The 25541-nt window shown below is 39.5% G+C and carries 20 protein-coding genes; 9 read left to right on the top strand and 11 right to left on the bottom strand.

Features of this window, described 5'->3' with window-relative positions; translation table 11 throughout:
- Position 1: 1 nt before the first annotated feature.
- Genes ACIQXP_RS15270 through ACIQXP_RS15260 form a run of 3 tightly spaced genes read right to left on the bottom strand, consistent with a single transcriptional unit; the run spans position 2 to position 2895 of the window.
- The gene (locus ACIQXP_RS15270; RefSeq protein ID WP_293744713.1) at positions 2-1054 is read right to left on the bottom strand and encodes a type III polyketide synthase; all 1053 of its coding nucleotides are present in this window, start codon (positions 1052-1054) and stop codon (positions 2-4) included.
- Positions 1051-1764: a methyltransferase domain-containing protein gene (locus ACIQXP_RS15265; RefSeq protein WP_293744712.1), complete on the bottom strand. Its 714-nt coding sequence runs from the start codon at positions 1762-1764 to the stop codon at positions 1051-1053. The genes ACIQXP_RS15270 and ACIQXP_RS15265 overlap by 4 nt, the downstream gene beginning before the upstream one ends.
- Complete coding sequence (locus tag ACIQXP_RS15260; RefSeq protein ID WP_387505920.1) at positions 1765-2895, bottom strand: NAD(P)/FAD-dependent oxidoreductase; 1131 nt, start codon at positions 2893-2895, stop codon at positions 1765-1767. It abuts the gene before it with no gap.
- Between the two features lie 554 nt (positions 2896-3449).
- Between ACIQXP_RS15260 and lpxK the strand changes: the two genes are divergently transcribed.
- The 3 genes from lpxK to ACIQXP_RS15245 are packed head-to-tail and all read left to right on the top strand — an operon-like array spanning position 3450 to position 7306.
- Entirely contained in the window at positions 3450-4511 is a 1062-nt protein-coding gene (gene lpxK / locus ACIQXP_RS15255; RefSeq protein ID WP_387505921.1) for a tetraacyldisaccharide 4'-kinase, read from the top strand.
- Positions 4483-5298 (top strand): purine-nucleoside phosphorylase, encoded by an 816-nt coding sequence (locus tag ACIQXP_RS15250; RefSeq protein WP_293744709.1) that lies wholly within the window; start codon positions 4483-4485, stop codon positions 5296-5298. The genes lpxK and ACIQXP_RS15250 overlap by 29 nt, the downstream gene beginning before the upstream one ends.
- Position 5299: 1 nt before the next feature.
- Positions 5300-7306, top strand: coding sequence for a putative porin (locus ACIQXP_RS15245; RefSeq protein ID WP_387505922.1), 2007 nt, complete (start codon positions 5300-5302; stop codon positions 7304-7306).
- Positions 7307-7389: 83 nt separating this feature from the next.
- On the opposite strand, the gene ACIQXP_RS15240 is transcribed toward ACIQXP_RS15245, so the two are convergent.
- Positions 7390-8097 carry a porin family protein gene (locus ACIQXP_RS15240; RefSeq protein WP_293744707.1) on the bottom strand — a complete coding sequence of 236 codons (708 nt, stop codon included), beginning with the start codon at positions 8095-8097 and terminating at the stop codon, positions 7390-7392.
- Between the two features lie 279 nt (positions 8098-8376).
- Complete coding sequence (locus tag ACIQXP_RS15235; RefSeq protein ID WP_387505923.1) at positions 8377-9558, bottom strand: asparagine synthetase B; 1182 nt, start codon at positions 9556-9558, stop codon at positions 8377-8379.
- 229 nt (positions 9559-9787) lie between these two features.
- Here ACIQXP_RS15235 and ACIQXP_RS15230 point away from each other — a divergent pair, with 229 nt between their 5' ends.
- Both ACIQXP_RS15230 and ACIQXP_RS15225 read left to right on the top strand, forming a co-directional pair.
- Positions 9788-10249 carry a peptidylprolyl isomerase gene (locus ACIQXP_RS15230; protein ID WP_090983934.1) on the top strand — a complete coding sequence of 154 codons (462 nt, stop codon included), beginning with the start codon at positions 9788-9790 and terminating at the stop codon, positions 10247-10249.
- Between the two features lie 152 nt (positions 10250-10401).
- Complete coding sequence (locus ACIQXP_RS15225) at positions 10402-10941, top strand: DUF5606 family protein (RefSeq protein WP_090983932.1); 540 nt, start codon at positions 10402-10404, stop codon at positions 10939-10941.
- Positions 10942-10999: 58 nt separating this feature from the next.
- Here the strand turns inward: ACIQXP_RS15225 and ACIQXP_RS15220 are convergent, their stop codons facing one another.
- Together ACIQXP_RS15220 and rlmH are read right to left on the bottom strand one after the other, a co-directional pair.
- Positions 11000-11125 carry a hypothetical protein gene (locus ACIQXP_RS15220; protein ID WP_262987382.1) on the bottom strand — a complete coding sequence of 42 codons (126 nt, stop codon included), beginning with the start codon at positions 11123-11125 and terminating at the stop codon, positions 11000-11002.
- Between the two features lie 85 nt (positions 11126-11210).
- Positions 11211-11684, bottom strand: a complete 474-nt coding sequence (gene rlmH, locus ACIQXP_RS15215) for a 23S rRNA (pseudouridine(1915)-N(3))-methyltransferase RlmH (RefSeq protein WP_293744706.1) — start codon at positions 11682-11684, stop codon at positions 11211-11213.
- 110 nt (positions 11685-11794) lie between these two features.
- Between rlmH and ACIQXP_RS15210 the strand changes: the two genes are divergently transcribed.
- Together ACIQXP_RS15210 and ACIQXP_RS15205 are read left to right on the top strand one after the other, a co-directional pair.
- Complete coding sequence (locus ACIQXP_RS15210) at positions 11795-13612, top strand: MutS-related protein (protein WP_387505924.1); 1818 nt, start codon at positions 11795-11797, stop codon at positions 13610-13612.
- A gap of 176 nt (positions 13613-13788) precedes the next feature.
- Entirely contained in the window at positions 13789-14226 is a 438-nt protein-coding gene (locus ACIQXP_RS15205) for a hypothetical protein (protein ID WP_293744704.1), read from the top strand.
- Positions 14227-14373: 147 nt separating this feature from the next.
- Here ACIQXP_RS15205 and ACIQXP_RS15200 read toward each other — a convergent pair whose 3' ends face one another.
- On the bottom strand, positions 14374-16914 hold the full coding sequence (locus tag ACIQXP_RS15200; protein ID WP_387505925.1) for a PKD domain-containing protein: 2541 nt from the start codon (positions 16912-16914) through the stop codon (positions 14374-14376).
- A gap of 99 nt (positions 16915-17013) precedes the next feature.
- Here ACIQXP_RS15200 and ACIQXP_RS15195 point away from each other — a divergent pair, with 99 nt between their 5' ends.
- Both ACIQXP_RS15195 and ACIQXP_RS15190 read left to right on the top strand, forming a co-directional pair.
- Positions 17014-18351, top strand: a complete 1338-nt coding sequence (locus ACIQXP_RS15195; RefSeq protein ID WP_293744702.1) for a GH1 family beta-glucosidase — start codon at positions 17014-17016, stop codon at positions 18349-18351.
- 48 nt (positions 18352-18399) lie between these two features.
- Positions 18400-18837, top strand: coding sequence for a putative signal transducing protein (locus tag ACIQXP_RS15190; protein WP_387505926.1), 438 nt, complete (start codon positions 18400-18402; stop codon positions 18835-18837).
- A 423-nt stretch (positions 18838-19260) separates the two neighbouring features.
- On the opposite strand, the gene ACIQXP_RS15185 is transcribed toward ACIQXP_RS15190, so the two are convergent.
- The 3 genes from ACIQXP_RS15185 to ACIQXP_RS15175 form a co-directional block, all read right to left on the bottom strand.
- Positions 19261-21540, bottom strand: a complete 2280-nt coding sequence (locus tag ACIQXP_RS15185; protein WP_293744700.1) for an aconitate hydratase — start codon at positions 21538-21540, stop codon at positions 19261-19263.
- Between the two features lie 193 nt (positions 21541-21733).
- Complete coding sequence (locus ACIQXP_RS15180; RefSeq protein ID WP_293744699.1) at positions 21734-24499, bottom strand: bifunctional aconitate hydratase 2/2-methylisocitrate dehydratase; 2766 nt, start codon at positions 24497-24499, stop codon at positions 21734-21736.
- Positions 24500-24860: 361 nt separating this feature from the next.
- Positions 24861-25529, bottom strand: coding sequence for a polysaccharide deacetylase family protein (locus ACIQXP_RS15175; RefSeq protein ID WP_293744698.1), 669 nt, complete (start codon positions 25527-25529; stop codon positions 24861-24863).
- Positions 25530-25541 lie beyond the last annotated feature (12 nt).

The following is a 25541-nucleotide window of genomic DNA, read 5'->3' as shown; positions in this document are numbered from 1 at the left end:
TTTACCATTGTAGGAGTATGCGTTGTGCTGAGAAACCTGGGCCAAAGCTTAACATCAGCCCTTTTTCTCCCGGCATCGGTTTTTTATCCATCATCCGTTCCAAAACATAAAGAACCGTAGCACTGCTCATGTTTCCATAAAGCCTTAATACCTCTTTTGTGTCGTTTATATTTTTGCCAAGCTGTCCGAATAATTCTTCAACAGTCTGAATAATTTTTTTTCCGCCCGGGTGGAAGATTAAATGATTGATATCATTGATTTCGAACCCGTTTTTCTTCAAAAATGGATGGATGATATCCGGGAAATGATTAGCAATGGTTTCAGGAACGGCTACATCCAGTACCATTTGCAGTCCGGTATCGGTGAGTTTAAAGCCCATCATTTCCTCTGCATCATAAAAGTGGTACATCTCTTCTGCCAGAATCTCCGGCCCGGTATCTTCTTTATCCGAGCTTAATAATACACAGGCAGCACCATCACCAAATATGGCCGCACTAACGATATTGGCCATCGAATAATCGTTTAACTGAAAGGTTGCTGTGGGCGATTCTACCGCAATCACCGCTGCACGCTTGCCTGGGTTAGCTTTCAGAAAATTCTTCGCATAAATCATACCCGATACACCAGCAGCGCAACCCATTTCGGTTACGGGTAAACGAACAATGTCCTGACGGAGTTTAAGCAGATTGATCAGATAAGCATCCAAAGATGGAATCATGATTCCTGTGCAGCTTACGGTAATGATGTAATCTAAATCCTGTGCCTGCCAACTGGCTTTTTCGAGTGCGGTTTCCAAACATTCGGCTCCTAGCTTTATGCCTTCGCGCACATAAATGTCGTTTCTTTCCTCGAAGCTTAAATCACTAAAAACATCTTCGGGCGCCATGATCGAGTATCTTTTATCTACCGCAGCGCCTTCAAAAATTTTTTTTACCTTTCTGATGAAGCGGTCATCCTGATCGATCAGCCAGCTATCTAAAAGAGGTAAAATGTCGGCGGTTGACCGCGAGTATGCTGGTAAGGCTTTACTTACTGCTTTTATGGTTACGCTCATGTTGTTTTAATTATCCACTGGTAGCGGAAAGCCCATTTCCATTTTATGGAACTTGATTTTAGGTTTAATTGTTTTGTATACTTTAGCAAATCTGCCCTTTTGAATCCACGTAAAATGGATATTAATCCATCTTCTCTCGACATATCATTTAACCTGAAAACATAACAAAGCGCCTTGAACAGGTAATAGGCTATTGCGCTTCGCTGCAGGTCGTTTATTACAATCCCCATTGTTGCCGATCTTTTAAAATTCTGTAACAGATTTATAATTTCTTCATCTTTAAAATGATGAAGCGTTAAAGTGCAAAGCATAATATCGCAAGGTTCTGTTTTACTTAAATCATCAAAAATATCGCTGCAGGCATAGGTTATATTAGGGTAGTTGGTTGATAAACTTTGCGCATGACTGATTGTAAATTTATTGGCATCTATTCCCTTTAAAATAAAATGCAAACCTTTCTTTTTTGCGTAATCAGCCAAAGTGCGCAACATGTCTCCATTTCCGCAGCCAATATCGGTAATACGGAAAACCTGATCGGATGGTTTGCTGGCGATTAACATTTTAACTCCTGCCAGGGTAACTTTATTGCCACCAAGAAGTTGATTAATGCTGGCTATTTTGTCGAGCGCATCGCGCAATATTTCGCCCTCCATGGCGAAATCATCCATAATTTCTGGTGCTGTGCTTCTGAATTCGGTGTTTACTGGCATTTATGATGATATTGTGATGGGCTTGCCATGTGTTTTTTTTATTATGCTATGGAACAAAAATGGCATTTTAATTAATGTATTTACCGCTAAGCTTTCTAATTGAGTGTTTATCAGCAAGGTGGCTAACATTCTTCCCATTTTTAAGCGGCTTTTAAATTCCCTGTTCCAGTATGCGGTATAACTTGCTTCCAGTGCCACACGCGAACTGATCTTGCCATCTATTCTTTGCTGCAAAAGTTCTGAAGCAATTTTTGCAGCGTGAACGGCCATAGCCATACCATTACCGCAAAGCGGATGGATCAAGCCTGCAGTATCGCCAACCATTAAAATATGGTCGTACACGGGGTCTTTACGTTCAAAAGAAACCTGACTAATGGTTAATGGATTGTCGAATAAGCTGGTCGCATTTTCTAAAATATCTTTTAGATACCTGTTTTTATATAGTACGTTTTCCTGAAAGCCAGATAGGTTTTTGTGTTTTTTGAAGTGCTCATAATTTGCAAGGTAACAAATATTTAACCGTTCGTTTTCAACCTTTGAAACACCACAATAACCGCCTTCAAAATTGTTGAGACTAACCAGATGATTAGGGAAATTGCCTTTGTAATGTGCTTTAACAGCCAGGTAAGGCGATTGCTTGCTCATAAAAGGCCGGTTTAATTTAATATCAATAGAAGATCTTTTTCCATATGCACCAATTACGTAAGCAGCATTAAAGGTATGGTTTGTAGTGGCTACTGTAAATTGGTTGTTGGCAAAACTGATTTCTACAACGCGGTCATGAACAATATTTACCTTTCTTTTGATCAGTTCGCTATACAGATAATGATCGAGCGTATACCTGCTCAAACCAAAGCCACCCAGTGGCAGTTTAGTTTGTATACTTTTACTTAGATTTGAAGTAAAAAGCAGGTCGCTGATGAATGTAGGTGCGAGGCTTTCGATATCCAGTCCGAGCCATTTAAAATAAGGAATTACCTCGTTCGAAATATATTCACCGCAAACCTTATGGTGGGGATAAGTATCTTTCTCGATCAATGTAACCATTAAACCCACCTTATTCAGGTGAAGTGCTGCAGTTAAGCCTGCCAATCCACCCCCAATAATTAAAATTTCTGTTTCGGCCTGCATAAAATAAGACGGAATGCTAATATAACGTTTTAATGCGCTATTTGTTCCGTTTGTTGTTTTTAATCACAGAAGGAAATGTAGAGTAAATACCGGGCTTTGCAAGCCAGCTGTACAATGTGCTAATGCGATGTAGGCTACTTTCATCTAATCGTTTAATGTGCTTTCAGATGTTGCCATCTGCGCGTTTCTTGTTTAGCGTTTCTGTTTACGCTCTTTTACAAACGTGTTTTTATCCGGATAAAATTTCCCTCCAGCAGGTTATTGCCTTATCGATCCATAGTAAAATACGGGGTGTGAGTAGGGCCAACACGGTTATATAAGAATGGGAAATAACTGGCCAGCTACTAATTACTCATTTGAAGATATTTATTTATGTTTTTTGTGAAAAAGGGCGTATAAAAATAAAATATAACCTCATCAATTTAAACCATAGTAGTTTCCGAGTGGGTATTATTCAGCAAACATTTTTAAACGGCAAAGGTTCAGTTTAAGGACATTGCCTAAAGCAATGCCGTTCTTTTTTAAATAATCAGTAATTTTGAAAACACGATACTATGCTAGTTAATTATTTACGCCTTTTATTGCTTCCTTTTTCATTGGTTTATGCCATGGCCATTACACTACGGAAAAAGCTTTATGATTGGGGAATCATGCGCAGTGTATCATTCAACCTACCTTTGATTTGCGTGGGCAACCTCGCTGTTGGCGGCTCTGGAAAAACACCAACTACCGAATACCTCGTCAGGTTGCTTTCGGACTATAAAGTAGCTATTTTAAGCCGGGGTTATGGGCGGAAAACCAGAGGTTTTATCCTGGCCAATGATGATGCCACTGCCGAAACAATTGGTGATGAACCTTTACAGTACTACCAGAAATTTAAGCACGTTACCGTGGCGGTATGCGAAGACCGGGTAAAAGGGGTAAAACAGTTGCAAAACAATCATGATGTGATCATTCTGGATGATGCTTTTCAGCACCGCGCCATTAGGGCTGGATTAAATATTTTGCTGTTTGAGTTTAGGAAACTAGGCACTTTGCAGTTTTTGCTGCCTGCAGGTAATTTAAGGGATGTTTTCTCCTCGCGCAAAAGAGCCGATGTGTTTTTGGTTACCAAATCGCCCGTGCCTTTATTGCATGTGGCCCAACAGGCATCGGTAAATGAATTACAGCCAAATGCAGATCAGCCTGTACTACATTCTTACTTAAAATATGGCGATCTGATCCATTTATACCAGAACGAACGCCAAACACTAGAGTCGGTTAAAAATTTCGAAATTTTCCTGCTCACCGGAATCGCAAATGCCGATCCATTAATAGAAGAACTTGAAAAATACACCGGAACCATTAAACACGAAAAATTTCCTGATCATTATGCTTTTAAAAATGATGATCTTAAGAAGTTTAAATCGGCTTTTATGGCCAGCAATAAAAAAGATAAAATTGTTATCACAACAGAAAAGGATAGCAAACGTTTAAGAGCTACCGGATTTAAAGATTTACTGGTAGATTTACCTATATATTATTTACCCATAGAGGTTGAATTATTTGAAGAAGATAAGATTACCTTTGACGAACTCATTTTAAATTATGTTAAGAGCAATAGAAGAAACCGTTGAATATATAAAACGCAAAACAGAGAACTTTAAGCCCGAAATAGGTATTATTTTAGGCACTGGCCTGGGTGGTCTGGTAAAAGAAATCGAAATTGAACATCAGCTGATGTATTCTAATATCCCTAATTTTCCTATTTCTACTTTAGAGTTCCACAGCGGGAAACTCATTTTTGGGAAATTAAACGGGAAGAAAATTGTAGCCATGCAAGGTCGTTTGCATTACTATGAAGGCTATAGCATGCAACAGATCACTTTTCCGGTTAGGGTAATGAAAGGTTTGGGTATTGAAAATTTAATTGTGTCTAATGCTGCGGGTTCCTTAAATCCCGAATTTAAAAAGGGCGATTTGATGATCATCGACGATCATATCAATTTACAGCCGGATAATCCGTTGCGTGGTTTGATCGAAAGTGAATTGGGCCCGCGTTTTCCGGATATGAGCCAGCCTTATAAGCGTAATATTATAGCCAAAGCCTTGGAAATCGCTAAAAGTGTTGATATCAAATGTCATAAAGGTGTATATGTTGCAGTTTCCGGACCTAATTTAGAAACAAAAGCTGAGTACCGTTACCTGCGTTTAATTGGAGCTGACGCAGTAGGTATGAGTACGGTGCCAGAAGTTATTGTGGCCAACCATGCTGGTTTGCCTGTTTTTGCCATTTCGGTACTTACAGACGAAGGTTTTCCGGAAGATCTGCAACCTTTTGACCTGGATGAAATTTTAGCCGCGGCAGCCAAAGCCGAACCTAAGATGACTGAGATTTTAACCCGCTTAATTTCTGAACTATAAGATGCATAAAGCTGTTAAGATCTGTTTTTTTCTCTTCCTGCTTTTAGGCTTAAGCAAAGCCTTTGCACAAGATCTAAAAACAAGTGTTGGTACCAATAAAGAACTCGATTCAGTTAGGAAGAAGCTGGATGGCGCCAAAGATTCTGTAGTTTTTACCGCGAAATATATTCGTTTTACCAAGCTGTCTTTAACAAAAGATAGCATTGTGCTATTGCCGCTTGACACCTCAACGGTTAATATTCAGAACTATAGTCCGCTTTTACAGCCCGCCCATCCAACCATTAACAATGGTAATATGGGGCTTTCGGCAAGGCCCTTACTTTACGAACCCAGTAAGCGTATTGGTTTTGACGTAGGTTTTCATTCTCTTGATTATTATGCTTTAACACCTGATGATATCATTTACTATCAGGCAAGAACGCCCTTTACCAGCTTATACTTTATAAGTGCGGGCCAAAAAGAGCAGCTTTTCAGGGCTGTACATACACAGAATATTAAAAAAAACTGGAACGTTGGGGTCAATTTTAACCGTGGCGATTCCAAGGGTTTTTATTCCAGGCAGCGTGGCGATAACTTGAATGTTGCCATATTTTCATGGTATCAGTCGCCCAATAAACGTTATAATATGTGGGCATCGGCAATTTTCAACACCATGCGCGCCTATGAGAATGGTTCTACAGTAGCTACAGGGTTATTCGAACCTAACTATTCTAAAATTTCAAGAGAGGCAGAGCCTATAAACTTAGCTGACGCGAGAAATCTATACCGGAAAAATACCATATTCTTGAAACAAACCTATTATGTAGGCAGGATAGATACCTCTGTAAATGTTAATAATGCGGTTTTGCCTACCAATAAGGTTTCCTATACGTTTGAATATAATAAAGATAGTTATGATTTCTATAAAAACGGAGCTGATCCGAACAATGTGCTGCCTCCCGGAATGGCGAGTACGGTATATACCGACGATTCTACCCATGTAAAACACATCAAGAATGAATTTATTTACAGTTTCTTTTTAAGGCCAAAAAATAGTTCGGTTATAAAAAATGAATTAAAGGTTGATGCGGGTGTAAGGCACGATTATTATACACATGAATACCTGGGCTTAAAGCAAGATGGCACCAGTTATGAACAAAGCAGGTTTGCATATCAAAACATCACCATTTTAGGTGCGGCGGGTTATCGGTTTTGTAATAACATAGATTTCAATCTAGATGTACAGCAAATTTTGCAGGGCGAAAATGCCGGCGATTATTTATATGAAGCGAAAAGTAAAATTCTTTTAGGCAAAACCATTGGCAGGATTGAGTTGGGGGCTTATGCGCAGAACCAAACTCCGGCGGCTATTTTTAATTATTACCATGGCAATCATTACCAGTGGACAGACAACGATTTTAAGAATACCAAAATTGCCAATTTATCCTTCAATTACATTAATGATCGGTATGGTTTTACTGCAGGCGCCAAATATTACTTAACCAGCAACTATCTTTATTTTGCTGCAGATCATACTAATGGCACAACTGCTATTTTACCAAAACAGACTACTGCCGATATTAGCCTAATTAGGGTGGATGTATCTAAGAAAACCAGGTTTGGTAAATTTGTGATGGAAAACTATGTCGCTTATCAGAAAACAGATAAAAATGCCGTATTAAGAACACCTGATTTTTATACTTATAACAGTATTTATTTTGATAATACCTTTTTCAAAGTATTAAAGGCCAATGTAGGATTTGATGTAAGGTATAACTCTGAATATGCAAATTACTTGTATTCACCGGCTACAGCTCAATTTTATATTGATGAGCGCAATCCAACAAACCTGCCGTCAAGACCAATAGTTGATGTCTTTTTTAAGGCTAATTTGAAGAGGGCCAATATTTTTGTTAAATATGATTTTGTAAATCAAGGCCTTTTCCAACCGGGTTACTATACGGTAAACCGATACCCTATGCAAGATGCCTTATTGAAATTTGGGGTAAGCTGGAATTTCTACGATTAAACAGGTCAGCAAAATTAATCACATAAAAAACCCTTCCCGGGTTATAAACGGAGAAGGGTTTTGTTCTTTAATGATCTTTATTTCTAGAATGAATAACCTACTGTGAAGCCTAATACACGGTTAGTTAATTTACCGTCTCCAGATCTAGAATCTTTAGGTACCAGGTTTGATAAACCTAAACCATAATTAGCACCTACCAGAAATCCAGATGTAGTGCGGTATGCTAAACCGAAGTTGGCACCAAACTCCGTAGATGCATAGTCTTTATCGGTAGTTGAACCAAATTTTAAATCATTTTCATCAGATACTGTTCCGGCAGCAGAGCCACCAGTTGTAACCGTCTCAAATTTGTTTTTTCCTGATATGTTAAATCCAACATAAGGACCTGCTGAAATTTGTACCGCACCAGCATCACCTGTAGGGATTCTAAATACCGCGTTTACAGGAACTTCAATAGCCATCAAATTTACTTTGTTAGTGGTTGTATTGGTAACGCCACCAATTGTTCTTGTCTCTTCAAATTTGGTACCTTTATTCTGCAATGACACACCCGGTTGGATGAAAAAATTGTTTCCTACACCGAAATCAGCAAATGCGGTAACATTAAACCCAACATTATCCTTTGCACTGTCGTTGAATGATGTACTTCCATCGGTACCACTTGCGTGAAATCTTGCCAGGTTTACTCCGGCTTTTATTCCAAATCTCGCATCACTTCCTGTCATGGTGTTTTGAGCAAAAGCACCTGTTGCTAATAAAACTACTGAAGCACTTAATAATAACTTTTTCATGATATTTTTTTTAATAAAAATCTGGTTTAAATCTCAGGTATTACCCTGTTGTTAATTGTCAGTACATATCCAAAAGCTGTGCCAAAGTATCAAGTGTGTTACAATTTATGAGCTAAATTATTGGCTATCAGTATAATTTTAGTGAAGATTGGGTGTATTTACGGTCTAGTTCAGAACTAATAAGAATAACCATTTACTGTATACATAATAGGAATACAGCAAGAATAAATTTCTTTTTGACTTCAAGCGCAGGCATGCCGAACTGTTACTTAAGAAAGTTTAAGTTTTTTGAGGTTTCTTTTTAGCTGCCGGAAAAAGTACATTGTTTAAGATCAGGCGGTAGCCGGGCGAATTTGGATGCAAACTTAGGTCTGTTGGCGGATCGCCCACCGCGTGCTGATAATCTTCCGGATCGTGTCCGCCGTAAAAAGTGAACTGACCTTTGCCGATTTCGCCATGTAAATATCGTACCTCTGCTGCACCCTTATTCTCGCCCAGAACGGTTACACTCGTTTTCACCAGGCTTTTTTTAAAGGCAGTGGTTTGCCCCATAAATCCTTTAATTACCTTGTCATGATCCTGTGTAAGCATAGTTGGTACCAGATCCCACTTGGCCGAAAAATCGAATAAGGTAAAGTAATCGTTGGCCTGGTTAAGTGTACGGGTTTGGGTGACATCAATATCCGAAAATTCATAATTCATAGGATTGTTATCCAGCCTGAAATTCTGAAAAGCAAGGGTTTTGTTAAAATCAAGCTTCGATTGTGCATTCGGGTCTGCGGCATCCCCGTCAAACATCTGGGCACAGATATCTACACCTTCCGCAGCTAATGCAATGTCGAAACTGTCGGTACCAGAGCACATGGCAAACAAAAAACCGCCACCGGCACAATACTCTTTAATGTGTTTGGCTACGGCTAATTTCATTTCCGAAACTTTTTTATAGCCCATACGTTTGGCCAGTGTTTCCTGGTTTTTAACATCTTCCTGGTACCAGGTAGCATACCTGAAGTTAGCCCAAAAACGGCCATACTGACCTGTAAAATCTTCATGGTGCAGGTGCAGCCAATCGTATTTGCTTAGTTTATCCTGAAGAATATCGTCATCGTAAATCACATCGTATGGAATTTCTGCATAGGTTAAAACAAGTGTAACAGCATCATCCCAGGGCAATTTACTTTTTGGAGAGTAAACGGCAATTTTGGGCGTTTTCTCCAGTTTAACCATTTCCATATTCACAGCAGGATCGCTGATTTCGTTTAGCAGGTTGGTTACCTTTCCATCGGCCATTACTTCATAAGATACGCCGCGGATTTTAAGCTCATCTTCAACTATTTTATTGTATTTAATTAAAAAACTTCCGCCACGATAATTTAAAAGCCAATCCACCTCCAGTTGTTTACTGATGGTCCAATAGGCAATGCCATAAGCTTTTAAGTGGTTTTTTTGGTCCTCATCCATATAAATTAATAGGGAAGAAGCCCTTAGCCCTAAAGAGCAAAGCAGGCAGATTAACAGGATATAATATTTCTTTATCAAATCGGTAGCTTAAAACACTAAAATACCGCATTTAAACTGGATAGAAAAATTTAATGATGTTATAAGTTATACAATTTTGTTATTTTTGCCCTTTACTAAAAATTATAAAATTTTTTGGCGGACAAAATTTAAAATTAGTACCGATATTGATATGAGTAAAGCAATAATAAAAACAGAAAAAGGTGATATGACCGTAGAATTCTACGATAACGATGCGCCTAAAGCCGTTGCAAACTTTAAAAAATTAGCTAAAGAGGGCTTTTACGATGGCGTAACTTTTCACCGTGTAATTCCTAACTTTGTGGTTCAGGGCGGATGTCCGAATTCAAAAGATCCGGCTAAGGCACATTTAGCAGGTACTGGTGGCCCGGGTTACAAAATCGACTGCGAACTGGATGGTGAAAATCAATATCACGATCGTGGTGTTTTATCGATGGCACATGCTGGCCGTAATACTGGTGGTTCACAGTTTTTCATCTGTCATAGCAGAGCCAATACTGCTCATTTAGACCGTAACCACACTTGCTTTGGTAAAGTTATCGAAAATGTAGATCTTGTTGATGATATTCGTCAGGGTGATAAGATTGTAAATATTGAAGTTGTAGAAGATTAAAAATAGATGCGAGATTTGAGACATTAGATTTGAGACTTGATTGCTCTGATTGATGTCCAATTCTCATTTAATAATTGAACAAGGAGTTTTAGTTATTTGATTTGAGTGATTTCTCATGTCTCATATCTCGAATCTCATATCTCAAAAAAAATATGAACTTAAGAGGAATTGTTGCCGTATCTGGCAGACCAGGTTTATTTAAACTGGTCGGACAAAATAAGGTAGGTTATATTTTAGAAGGCTTAGATGCGCAAAAAACTAAAATTGTAGCCAACATCACCAACACAAAATTAGCTTCGTTAGAAGATATTACGGTATATGGCGAAGAAGAAGAAATTAAACTGGCTGATATTTTTGCCAAAATTTCTGCTAAAGGAAGTACTCCGGATCTTAAAGGCGATTTACGCGCTTTCTTTTTGGAAGTTGCTCCCGGGCATGATCAGGAAAAAGTTTATGCTTCAGATATGAAAAAAATCATTACCTGGTATAACCTTTTAAAAGATTTGCCATTGTTTACGGAAGAGGCACCTGAAACTCCGGCTCCGGCTGCAGAAGCTAAATTAGCTGAAGAAAAAGCAGGCGATAAAAAAGTAAAAGCTACTGGTGCTAAGGCAGCAGCCAGCGCAAAAGCAACTACTAAAACTTCAGCTCCTGCTAAAAAAGCTAATATGACAAGTAAAAAAGGCGTTTAAGCTATAATACTGGAGATAAAAAAACACCAGGCAATTTGTCTGGTGTTTTTTTATGCGCCTAACCGAAATACCAGATCAAGCCACCAATAATCAGTGAAATGATAATACTGATCCATAAGTATTTGTTGCTGCCGCCCTGGCGGCTCTTGTACCTGTATTCCCTTTTATATTTATCTAATAACATAGTGTCTTTTTATTTAATGATGATTTATATTTCCTTTTTCCATATCTTATTCTAGTCGCACATCAGACCTTAGACATTTCCCATCCTAAGCATGGTGATAAGGTTCCCCCTTTAAGATACTAAATCCGCGATAAAGCTGCTCCACAAAAAACAACCTGATCATCTGGTGCGAAAAAGTCATATCAGATAGTGAGATTAAGCCATTTGCCCGTTTGTAAATGCTGTCGTCAAATCCGTAAGGCCCGCCAATAATAAAGATCAAATGTTGAACACTGCCGATCATCTGTTTGTTTAAATAGCTGGAAAATTCAACCGATGAATATTTTTTTCCATTCTCGTCCAGTAAAATTACCATATCGCCATTATTGATCTGCTTATGTAGCAATTCTGCCTCTTTTGCTTTTTGTTGCGCTTCACTCAGGTTTTTAACATTTTTTACATCAGGTATGGCTAAAAAACTAAAGTTGATATAATGTTTTAGTCGGTTGATGTATTTCTCAATTCCTTCAATTAAATATTTATCTTCAGTTTTGCCAATGGCGATCAGGGTAATCTTCATTTAATAATTTGCCTATCTTTAGGATTTTGAAATTCAAACTTAGAGAAATTGTAACAAAAAAGACAATCTATCGATCTGATACCTTCGAAAATATATACAAAATAAAGTTTATGCAGCAACTACAAGACGCCATAATAGCCGGTTACCAGGAGAAAATCAATGAGGTTACTGCCCATATAGATCGAACAAAAAAACTGATCGATCAGCTTTCCTTATTGCGTATAGGCTTGTTTCTGGCCGAAATTTTATTTTTTGTTTTGCTGCTGCGTTCAGCAGACGACAACCTGCGCACGTTAATCCAGATTTGTTTAGTACTGCCGGTTATTGCCTTTGCATTTGTAGTGCGCAGACAAAGCCGGTTGGATCGTGAAATCGATTATAAAAAACAACTCTTATGGGTTTATCAAAACGAATGGAACATGCTGCATGGTACCCCTAACGGATATGACCATGGTAAAGCATTCGAGGCTGAACAGCATCCTTATACATCCGATCTTGATATTTTTGGTGCCTCATCACTGTTTGCGCTCACCAACCGTTGCAGTACCAAAACCGGCATCAGGTTGCTGGCTAAAAATTTTTCAGGGAAAACGACAAGGGATCGGATATTGCTCCGGCAGGAAGCCATAAAAGAAATAAAACATAATATAGCAGAAACCTATAGGTTTAGGGCTAACCTGCATGGCTACGATCCTGAAAAAATAGAGCAGATCAAAGTGCAGCTAAAAAGCCAGTTGGGTGAACAGCTGAGCTTTGTTAAAGGATCTTTTATACGGTTTTATGTTAGGCTGGTGCCTTATATTTCTATTGCTATGATACTGACTGCAATTTTGGTAAGTAGTGTTTTCTGGAAAGTTTTAGCGCTTTTGGTTGTAATCCATATTGGGTGGAACGTATTGCTGGGCTCAAAAATAAACAAAGTGTTTTATAGCTTCGGCGGAAGTTCGAACCAGCTAAACGGATATGCAAGGGCCATTTTATGGACAGAAAGCCAAAATTGGAAAAGCAGCTACATACTAAATTTACTTGATTCGAAAATTCCGGTTAGTAAGGAGATTAGATCTTTAACAAGGATTATCGAAAATTTTGATGCCAGGCTAAATATCATTGTGGGAGGTGTACTCAATGCGCTTTTACTTTGGGATTTAAAATGCTGTATTCATTTAGATAATTGGTATCAATCATCTTCAAAAGATGTAATTACTGCACTCGACCATCTGGGCGATTTTGAAGAATTGATTTCGCTGGCTACAATGGCTTATAATCAGCCAGATTGGGTATTTCCGGTCATTACCGATCAGTTTGCATTGGCTACTACTCATATTGGTCATCCGCTTATTCATCAGGAGGTAAGGGTAAATAACGATTTTCGGGTGGAGTCCAAACCAACTGTTGATATTGTAACAGGCTCTAATATGGCAGGTAAAAGTACTTTTCTGCGCACTTTGGGCATTAATATGGTGCTGGCTTATGCAGGGGCGCCGGTTTGCGCCCAAAAAATGCAATTAGCTGTTTTTTCCATCAATACTTATATGCGGATTAAAGATTCGCTGAACGAAAGTACCTCTACCTTTAAAGCAGAACTGAACCGTTTGAAGATGATTTTGGATAATGTGGTAAAAGATAAAGACACTTTTGTGTTGATTGATGAAATGCTTCGGGGCACCAACAGCCGCGATAAATATTTAGGATCAAAGGTTTTTATCCAAAAGCTGATTGCTGAAAACACGCCTGCACTTTTTGCTACCCACGACCTGCAACTGGCTGATCTGATTATCGATCATCCCGAAGCAGTCCGGAATTTCCATTTTGATATCCAGATTACAGATGGAGAAATGAGATTTGATTATCTGTTAAAACACGGTCCGTGCAAAACTTTTAATGCCGCTATTTTGCTGAAAGAGATTGGATTAAAGCTGGATGATTGATAAATGATTCCAGATTTTACCGGTTGTAAGTGGTGTAAGATCTGACCATCTTGCCTTGTAGCAAAAATAGTTTGATCAGTCAGGCCGCTTAAAACCAGACTGTACTAAAAACGTAGCGAAAAAATCAGAGAATTTGTATCTTAGTGCATCTAAGCTCAATCTAAATTAAACACGCTATGAAACAAGCACTCAATTATTCTTTAAAAGTAACATTAACTACTTTATTGTTTTGCCTGCCTATCACTTTTGTCATTATGATGGGGTATATAAATCTGCTGTCGCTTGTATCTGCAAACTATAATTTCAACGTTAATCTTGATATAAAGGACGCTGGCGTATTCCTTATATTAACTTTTTGTGCACTTTTATTTAACATGAGGAAGATTGATGGTAAAACTAAGATAGTTTATAATAAACGCACTATTGCAGTTAAAGCCTTTGTTGCGTCAGTTATCATCTTTTTAGTGTATCTGTTGTTATTTGGAAAATTAAGGTACCTTTCAATTGATGAATTTGTGATTACCTATGGACCTACGTTTCTAATTACCATTATCAGCATGAGAACTTATCCGTTAAGGAATGAAGAAAGCCAGGCTGAATTCGTTCAAAATTAGCTGTTTAATAGTTGTGAATTATGATAATTGTGGTGTCTAATTTTGGTGCGCCTGATGTTACCATCTGGCACTAAGAAAATATTTTTTTCCATCATCCAGCTTTAGATCGAATGAAGGTATTTTGACAAGTTACCGTATTTTGACAAGTTACCTGATTAATGTTATTGAGCCTGAATATTTAATGTTTTTATTTGATAAGTCAAGGCCAGAAATGATGTAATAATAAACACCAACTGGCAGTTCGTTACCCTTATAAGTGCCATTCCAATTTTCAAATATGTTATTGGTAGAGAATATTTGGGTGCCAAGGCGATTGTAAATATGAATGTTATATTTTTTGAGGTTGGTTACACCAATAACCAGTTCGTCATTAATCCCATCACCATTTGGCGAAAATGCATTAGGAACAAATGTAGATGTATTCTTTTTGATAATCAGATCGCCCTGGGTGAGCGAATTAGAGCATCCGTTTTTGGAAAATGCAGTTAACGTAATTCGGAATATTCCATCGGTTTGATAAATATGGGTTGGGCTTTTTTCCGAGGAGCTAAAACCGTCACCAAAACGCCATTCATAAAAATCCCCGTCAACTGAGGTATTGGTAAATGTTATGGGTACAGGCGCTGAAAATTTTACATTAAAAGAGGGTTCGGTATAAAAGTTAGCAATTGGAATTCTGGCAATAGCCGGAATGACGATAGTTGCAGGGGCAGAACTGCAAGATCCTGATGTTAATACAACCTGATATTCTCCGGCCACATTAAAATCTGTTATCGGAATTTCAATGGCATTTGTGCTGGCAGAATAATTGTTTGGCCCGGTCCACGCATAAGTGATCCCATCTTGTGCCGGTACCGATAATTTTATAATATCTTTTAAACAAAAAGCAGGTTGATTAATAGTTATTTCTGGTTTTTCCGGCTTCACTTCTACTAAAATGTCTTTTTTAAAAGTTGATAGGCAGCCATTATTGGTTTCAACTGTTAGCGTGATTGTTTTAAGTCCAGGGTTAGTAAAGTTTATTGTTTTGCTGTCGTTACCCGTGGCAACCTGGCTTTTTATTCCCTGGCCAAAATCCCAGGTAAGCTTTGTATAATTTTTAGAGGCATTGATAAAGGAAAAGGATTGATCGGTTTCGCACTTATTATTCACCTCAATCGAAAACATTGCTTCAGGTTTTAAATCAACCGATAAGATTTCCACCGAATTTATCTCACTCACACAATCCCCAACCTGAACATAAAGCTTGTAGGTACCAGCTATCTCAGGTCCGATTGCCGGAATTTCGGGATTTTGGCTTGTCGAATTAAAATTGTTTGGGCCTGACCAGTGGTAGCTGGCTAAATTTAAAAAAGGTGTGCTCAATTTTAGTACATCTCCCTGGCATAAATTAACATTTGACGCACTTATTGCTGGTTTTTCAGGTGTATTTGCTACAATAAAAGTTTGCGTGGTCACTACATTGCAACCGTTTGTACCTTTGGCTTCTAAAACCACAATTTTCTCTCCCGGAGTGCTGTATGTTACGGTAAATGGTCCTGCTGTGGTGGCAGAAGTCAGGCTTGCCCCTTCGCCAAAAGACCATTTTAAGGTAGCAAAGTTTGATGCTCTGCTTTCAAAAATGTACGTCTGGCTGTTGGTACATGGATTTAGTTTTTTAACATCGATCTCCGCGGTTGGCCCTGCAAAATCTGCCGTGCCCCCGAATTCCAAAGTAAAGCCATTATTCCCTCCCGAGTAATTATCGATGAGTAACGCATAAACATGATCCTGTTCGAGCTCTACGTATTTCACAAAGCCATTTTGGCCAGCAGGGCATCCTGATGCTTCAGTTAAATCTGTTTCCGTCATGCTCAGGCCGGTTTTATAATAAGAAGGACTGCAATCTACACCACTGCCCGATGCACAACGTATAGCTGTTGCGCCACTTACTTTACTGCAATCTCCGTTTATACCTAAATCATAAAAAATCCAGTCAATATCATTTGAGGTTACCGTCGGCGTGATAATAAAAGTCAAATCACCGGGCTTGGAAGCTTTAAACATATACCAGGCGGAGTTAGATTCTTTACCCAGGCAGGTTCCGGCCGATTCTTGATTGTTAGCTCCTGCTCCCGTTACATTAAGCTGTGTAAAGGTTTCTTTTGTGCATAGTACCGAGAAGGTTCCACAATCTTGCCCCGGTTGTATGGGTGGGAAATAATTATCAATACAAAGTTTAAAGGTACCGGTAGCATCGTTCGCTGCACTTACCCTAACATAGTATACCTGGCCCACTGTTAAAGCGCCTTTGTATAATGAAATAACATTATTTGATGTGGCTTGCGAGCCAGCCTGCTCGCTTATCGAGCCTGTTGCCGCATCAAAAGAATATAGGGCCACCAATGGGGCAATCAGGGTATTTTTACTAGCGGCATCAATTTTTCCGCTAACAGAAATATTAACATCAAACTTGGATGCGGTAAACTTATACCATACATCTTTTCCAACTGATGGCCAGTTTAGGGCTTTATTATGGTTACTTGCTGTAGCTTCTAAATTGTTAAATTCGGCATCCGCACTACAATATGCACTCGTATTGGTAATATTTACGGCATTTATCAGTTCATCATTAAGAGGTGGTGCAAATTTTCCAAAGGCAGCGAGATTTAATGATACCAATAGAAAAGAAATGAAGGAGTAGCGCATGGGTAAAAATATTAAAAATTGTTTTTATTTCGAATCATTTTGCTTGTTAATGATTTGTTAATATTAAACTCGCAACTTACGGCAATTAATCGGTAAACAATGGTTAAAGCAAGTGATTTTGGATCGGATTTTTTGTGGGGAGTAGCTACTGCTGCGGCGCAGATAGAAGGTACAGCAACACAGTACGGTAAAGGCCCATCCATCTGGGATACCTTTACGGCAAAAAACGGCAAGATTAAAAAGAACCATAAATTAGATCCTGCCTGCGATTTTTATCATCGTTATGCCGAAGATGTTGCGCTCGTTAAATATCTGGGATTTAAAGTGTTTAGGTTTTCTATCGCCTGGGCAAGGATTTTGCCCAATGGAAGAGGAGAAGTAAACGAGGAAGGCATCCGTTTTTACCATCATCTTATTGATGAATGTTTATCACAAGGAATCACACCTTATGTTACACTCTATCATTGGGATTTGCCCCAGGCCTTAGAAGATGAGGGTGGATGGACGAGCTTTAGCATTAATGCAGCCTTTAATGCATTTGTTATGATCTGTGCACTAGAATATGGCGATAAAGTAAAAAACTGGATCGTACTGAATGAACCTTTTGGTTATACTTCTTTGGGTTATATGCTTGGAATACATGCGCCGGGGAAAACAGGCTTGACCAATTTTTTTCCTGCAGTATTGCATACGGCTTTAGCACAGGCCGAGGGCGGCAAAATTTTACGCGCCGAGGTGGCCAATGCTAACATCGGAACTACATATTCCTGCTCAGAAATAATCCCTTACACCGAAAGCGATAATGATGTACTGGCTGCAAAGCGGATAGATTGTTTGATGAACCGTTTGTTTGTAGAGCCTACCTTAGGCATGGGTTTTCCTACGGCAGATTGGGATGTACTTGAAAAATTCCAGATTGAGTATGGTACCTGGCGATTGCAGGAAAGGATGAAATTCGACTTTGATTTTGTCGGTCTTCAAAACTATTTTCCGTTAACGGTGAAATACAATGCTTTCATCCCTGTCATCCAGGCCTGGGAAGTGAAAGCCAAGAGCAGAAAAAAACCGCATACGGCAATGGGTTGGGAAATTAATGCCGATAGCTTTTACAATATTGTAAAACAGTTTGCAGCCTATCCGGCGATCAAAAATATTATCATTACCGAAAATGGCGCTGCCTACCATGATAAATTGATTGATAAGCGTGTAAATGATCCAGAACGGATAGAATATTTTAAACTTTACCTTTCGGCACTGCTCAAGCTAAAAAATGAAGGAGTAAATATCGCGGGTTACATGGCCTGGACATTAATGGATAATTTTGAATGGGCAGAGGGCTTTACAGCAAGGTTTGGGTTGATTTACAATGATTTTAAAACCCAGGAACGTACCATTAAAGATTCGGGCTACTGGTGGAAAGAATTTCTCAAAACATAATTGATTTTCAGCCGTTCTGATTATAAAACAAATTCTTATGTTTGGAATATGGATGATAGAACCGTAGTTTATAGCACCTATTACAACCCGATGGAGGCCAATATCATAAAAGCCAAATTCGAAGATAGTGGATTTGCCTGTTTCCTGGCCGACGAAAATGTTTCTACAATCCAGCCGCTCTATAACCAGGCCATTGGCGGTGTTAAACTCATTGTTTTTGAACGGGATGTGGAAGCCATTAATGCTTTGTTGGCTGAAGACAATAGTTTGGATTTTGAATCGTCAGATGAAATTACCGGTGAAGAAAAATCAGTCGAAGGTAAAACCGTTTGTGAAAAATGCGGCTCTACCAACGTAGGCTATGGTATGGCAACCGATAAAAAATATAGTCTTTGGGCTACTATACTAGCTTTTTTAACTTTTACTACCCCAATTAAAGCCAATAAGTGCCATCATTGTTATGATTGTGGATATGAGTTTGAGTAGATTTTATCTTGTTATCTATTCCATCGTAACTACTGGCAACCATTTTTAAAAAAACAACGGAGTTAAAATGAACAGTATAAGCTTCAAGAGGAACGTCATTTCGAGCGGAGTGCAACGGAGTCGAGAAATCTGTATAGATAGACTTCGCTCTGTCTGCAAGTGCAGGTGGGTAAAAACTACTGAATTCCTAACATGGTTAGCGAAAAGAAACGGCCATTAGCTATGCGGCCGTTATATTGGTAAGAAAGTTCAGAACAAGACAAGTGATCAGCGAAGCTAAATCCAATTAAATAGATCTCCGTTTCACTGCGTTTCAGTCGAGAGAACGATTCTTTTATGAAAACAAAAAATCCCGTTTTGTTAAGTCAAAACGGGATTGATATCCTACATGCGGACTTCGGACCTCCGACACCGGACTTCAGACTATAACGCTGCCTTAGCCGCTGCTTCAGCCCTGATGATGTTCAACGCACCACCAGCTTTAAACCACTCAATTTGTTGTGCATTATAACTATGGTTAACAGCAAACTGCTCTGTAGTACCATCTTCATGGTGTAATACCAGTGTTAACGGTTGGTCAGGAGCAAAATCGGTTAAGCCTAAAATGTCTACCGTATCACCTTCTAAAATTTTATCGTAATCGTCTTTATCGGCAAAAGTTAAGGCCAGCATACCTTGTTTTTTGAGGTTGGTTTCGTGAATACGGGCAAAAGATTTTACCAATACGGCACGTACGCCCAGGTGACGTGGCTCCATGGCTGCATGCTCACGTGATGAGCCTTCGCCGTAGTTTTCATCGCCCACTACGATTGAGCCCAAACCAGCAGCTTTATAATCGCGTTGTGTAGCTGGTACCGGACCATACTCGCCAGTTAACTGGTTTTTAACGGTATCTGTTTTGTCATTGAAATAGTTTACCGCACCAATTAGCATATTATTAGAGATGTTGTCCAGGTGGCCACGGAACTTTAACCATGGGCCTGCCATAGAAATATGGTCGGTAGTACATTTACCTTTAGCTTTGATCAGGAGTTTCAGCCCTCTCAGGTCGGTGCCTTCCCAAGGCGCAAACGGATCTAACAATTGTAAACGATGCGAAGTTGGCGAAACCAAAACCTGTACCTGGGAGCCGTCAGCTGCTGGTGCCTGGAAACCTGCGTCTTCTACTGCGAAACCTTTGGTTGGCAATTCATAGCCGGTAGGCGGGTCTAATTTAACCTGCTCACCTTTATCGTTAGTTAAGGTATCTGTTAATGGGTTAAATCCTAAATTACCCGAAATGGCAATGGCTGCCACCATTTCCGGCGAAGCTACAAAAGCGAAAGTATTCGGGTTACCATCGGCTCGTTTAGCAAAGTTTCTGTTAAATGAGTGTACAATGGTGTTTTTTTCAGCTTTCTCTGCACCTGTACGGTCCCACATACCAATACATGGACCGCAGGCATTGGTGAATATTGTTGCATTCAAATCTTCGAAAGTTTTTAGGTAACCATCACGGTTTGCGGTATAGCGTACCTGCTCAGATCCCGGGTTAATGCCAAACTCCGCTTTGGTGGTTAAACCTTTAGCAATAGCCTGATTAGCAATAGAAGCTGCCCTTGATAAATCTTCGTAAGAAGAGTTAGTACAAGAACCGATTAAGCCCCATTCTACTTTTAATGGCCAGCCATTTTTTTCTGCTTCCGTTTTCATTTGCGAAACCGGGGTAGCTAAATCTGGTGTAAAAGGACCATTTAAGTAAGGCTCCAAAGTATCTAAATCAATCTCGATCACCTGATCAAAATAATTTTCAGGATCAGCATAAACTTCAGCGTCGCCGGTCAAATAAGCGGCAATTTTATTCGCCTCATCTGCCACTTCGTTTCTGTTGGTTGCACGTAGGTAACGCTCCATGCTTTCATCGTAACCAAAGGTAGAAGTTGTTGCACCAATTTCGGCACCCATATTACAAATGGTACCTTTACCTGTACAGCTCATGGAGGTAGCGCCATCGCCAAAATATTCTACAATGGCTCCTGTACCACCTTTTACCGTTAAAATACCAGCTACTTTTAGGATTACATCTTTAGCAGCCGTCCAGCCGTTTAATTTACCGGTTAGTTTTACACCGATCAATTTAGGGAATTTTAGTTCCCATGGTAAACCCGCCATTACATCACAGGCATCAGCACCACCAACGCCAATAGCCACCATGCCTAAACCGCCGGCATTTACCGTGTGCGAGTCGGTACCGATCATCATTCCACCCGGGAAAGCATAATTCTCCAGTACAACCTGGTGGATGATACCAGCGCCTGGTTTCCAGAAACCGATACCATATTTGTTGGATACAGATGACAAGAAATCAAAAACTTCTGCACTTTCTGTTTTGGCGTGAGGTAAATCTATGGCCGCGCCTTCTTTGGCTGTAATTAAGTGATCGCAATGTACAGTAGAAGGCACTGCAACCTTCGGACGGCCCGCCTGCATAAATTGCAATAAAGCCATCTGCGCGGTAGCATCCTGCATCGCTACGCGGTCTGGTGCAAAGTCTACATAATCAGATCCACGCTTAAACGCCTTTTTAGGATCTCCATCCCAAAGGTGTGCATATAATATTTTTTCAGATAATGTTAAAGGCCTGCCCACAACTTTACGTGCAGCCTCTACGCGGCTACCGAAGTTTGCATACACCTTTTTAATCATGTCTATATCAAAAGCCATACTTAAATTTTTATAATTATTATCAATAAGGTACTCTCTAAAGTAAACAATTTTAAACAGATTTATTTTCGAGATTTGTCATAATATCTTATTTAAAACCATTCTATGCAATTATTTATGCAAAGTAAAAGGCTATCAGATTTTCTCCGATAGCCTTTTCTAAAAGTTAACAAATAATATGCTTTTTTGTTTCTTATTGTTTTGTAGAAATAGGGGTAAACTTGGTTAAGTTAATGCCATCTACTGCTAATTTATATTCTTCGATGCTTGGAATGCGACCCAGGATAGCTGAAAGAACCACAACAGGGGTAGAAGCCAGTAATGATTCCCCTTTTTTGCCGTCTCTGTCTTCTACCACCCGCCCCTGGAATAAACGGGTAGAAGTAGCCATCACAGTATCACCTTTAGCAGCTTTTTCCTGGTTACCCATACAAAGGTTACACCCAGGGCGCTCCAGGTACATGATGTTCTCGTATTCGGTACGCGCTACACTTTTAGGCAAGGCATCGCTAAACTCAAATCCTGAGTATTTCTGTAAGTATTCCCAGTCGCCTTCTGCTTTCAGTTCATCAATAATATTGTAAGTAGGAGCAGCCACTACCAGTGGTGCTTTAAACTCTACCTTACCGGTTTGGTTCTCTACGTTTTTTAATAATTGTGAAACGATTTTCAAATCGTCTTTATGTACCATGCAAGAACCAACGAAACCAAGGTCTACTTTTTTATCACCACCGTAAAAAGTTAAATCTCTGATGGTATCATGTGTATAACGTTTAGAAACGTCGGCATTGTTCACATCAGGGTCGGCAATCATAGGTTCGTTGATTAAATCCAGGTCAATTACTACCTCTGCATAATATTTAGCATTTGTATCAGGCATTAAAGCGGGTTTAATACCGGTTTTAATTTCCTCGATGCGTTTGTTTGCTTTGTTAATCAATCCCTGAAGCACCTGGTTATGGTTGTCCATACCTTTGTCAATCATGATCTGGATACGGTTTTTCGCAATTTCCAGCGATTGGATTAAAGTATCATCCTGCGAAATACAGATCGAAGCTTTTGCTTTCATTTCGGCAGTCCAATCGGTAAAAGTAAAGGCTTGATCGGCCAGTAAAGTTCCGATGTGTACCTCGATGATCCTGCCCTGGAATACGTTTTCTCCATCAAACTGTTGCAGCATCTGCAGTTGTGTGGCATGTACCACATCACGGAAATCCATGTGTGCTTTCATTTCGCCCTTGAAAGTTACTTTTACTGATTCCGGAATCGGCATAGAGGCTTCGCCGGTAGCTAGTGCCAACGCCACTGTACCAGAATCGGCGCCGAAAGCCACACCTTTTGACATACGGGTGTGTGAATCGCCACCAATGATGATTGCCCATTCATCAATTGTAATATCATTCAATACTTTATGGATAACATCAGTCATTGAATGATAAGTACCTTTAGGGTCACGCGCCGTAATCACCCCGAAATCATTCATGAATTTCATCAGTTTTGGGATGTTCGCCTGTGCTTTTTTATCCCATACAGATGCCGTGTGGCAACCTGACTGGTAAGCACCGTCAACAATCGGTGAAATCACCGTTGCAGCCATAGCCTCTAGTTCCTGAGCCGTCATTAAACCGGTAGTATCCTGAGAGCCTACAATGTTTACTTCTACGCGCACATCAGAACCGGCATGTAAAACCTTACCTGGTGTTAAACCTACCGCATTTCTGTTAAATATTTTCTCTACAGCAGTTAAACCCTGACCCTCAACAGATACTTCTTTAGCCGGAGCAAATACAACCGGAGCTTCTATCCCTAAAGTTTTGGCCGCAAAGGTTTGGATTTTCTTGCCAAAAACGATGGCGTAAGAGCCACCCGCTTTAATGAATTCCATTTTTTGCGGCGTTAAAGCTTTTGAAATATCAATCAGCTCCTGATCGCCGTTATATAATTTTTTGGTTCTGGTATTAATGGTAAGCACCGTTCCGGTAGCTACTGAATATACTTCTTCTAAAACCGGTTCATCATTTTCATTGCGCACTACATTTCCATTCTCATCGGTTTTCTTTACCCAGTTTTTAAGGTCGATACCAATACCACCTGTCACATCAACCGTGGTTAAAAAAATAGGCGAAATACCATTGGTGCCACCAACAATTGGTGCAATGTTTACAAATGGCACATAAGGACTTGATCTTTTGCCTGTCCAAAGGGCCACGTTGTTTACGCCCGACATACGTGAAGAACCTACGCCCATGGTACCTTTTTCGGCTACCAGCATCACGCTTTTATCTGGATGTTGTGCCTGAAGGTCTTTAATGGCCTGTTGTGCCTCTGGTGTAATCATGCATTTGCCGTGTAATTCACGATCAGAACGCGAGTGCGCCTGGTTACCCGGAGATAATAAATCGGTAGAAATATCGCCAATACCTGCTATAAAGGTTACTACTTTAATTTCTTCAGCAACAGGAGGTAATCCGGTAAAAAATTCAGCTTTGGCGTAACTTTCCAGTATTTCTTTGGCAATGGCATTGCCGTTGTGGTAAGCCTCTTTTAAACGATCGGTATCCGCATCGTATAAGAATACCTGTGTTTTAAGCACATCGGCAGCTTTTTTGGCTTTATCACCATTGTCTGCCAGGGCAATATCCAACAAAACCTTAATGGAAGGACCGCCCTTCATGTGAGATAAGAGCTCGAAAGCAAAATCAGGTGTAATCTCTGCAACAACAGTTTCACCTGCAATAATTTCTTTTAAGAACTGGGCTTTAACACCTGCTGCGGCCGTGGTACCCGGCAAGGTATTGTATATGAAAAAATTAACAGCATCTGCCCTGTTAAAATTATTTACATTTTTGATCTGATCGATAATTTCGCTTAATAATTCGGCGCTATCAATAGGTTTAGGATGAAGACCCTGGATTTTACGTTCTTCAATCTCTTTAATATAATCGTTATAAATACTCATCTTAGCTATTTATCCTTTTTCGCGGAGTGTTGTATATTAATACACTTTCCCAAAGAATACTATTAATTGTGATTAATTTGTGGTTATAGGCCAAAAAAGTGAATTTTTTGGATGGAACAAAAATAATAAAAAGCAATCTTTTTATCGGACATGAGTAGGTGATTACGTAATTTGGAATTGTTCTAAACAACTAGATTGGTTAAATTGTTGTATACAGTTTAGGGGAACAGTTCGCTTACTTTAGTTAATCGTTCAATTCCGTACAGTTTTGTCCGTTTTCGAACAGCTTCTCATTGGTAATCTGACAGAAATCCTGTTTCAACTTACTGGAGCAGGCATGCCTGAATTGGCACAACAATCGCTAAAGCGTAGCGAAAGTGAAACCCTTTTCGGTAAAATAGGCTAAAACCCTGGGCAATGCATATTCTAAACGATCAAATGCTTTTAAGCTATCATGAAAAACTATGATAGAACCGTTTTCGGTATGTTTGATCACATTCTGGTAGCATTTTTCGGGCGAGAGATTAATGTCGAAATCGCCGCTGAGTACATCCCACATGACGATGTCGAGTTTGGAGTTATGAGTTGTGAGTTGTGGGTTGTTTGGCGCGTTAGACTCCGAACTCCAAGCTCCAAGCTCTAAACTACGAATCTGGCTTTTTTTGATCCTCCCATAAGGTGGGCGGAAAAGGTTAGATTGTGTAAGTTCCTGGCACTTAAGCGTGTTTTCCAGATAGGTTTCATCATCGGTTTTCCATCCTTTTAAATGATTGAAAGTGTGGTTGCCAATGGCATGCCCGTCGGTTTTTACACGTTCGAAAACACCGGGATGTTTAACAATATTATCGCCGATGCAAAAAAAAGTAGCTTTAGCATTAAAGACTTTCAGAGTTTTTAATACAAAATCTGTAACATTGGGTATAGGTCCATCGTCAAAGGTCAGATAAATAACTTTTTCGGTGCGGGATTTATTCCATAACAGCGATGGATAATACCATTTTAGCAGAAGCGGTGATTTGATCAGGTACATTTAGCTTCAAAG

Origin of the sequence: Pedobacter suwonensis (assembly GCF_044762335.1) — a bacterium.
GTDB lineage: Bacteria > Bacteroidota > Bacteroidia > Sphingobacteriales > Sphingobacteriaceae > Pedobacter.
This window is presented reverse-complemented; position numbering and strand designations above follow the sequence as displayed.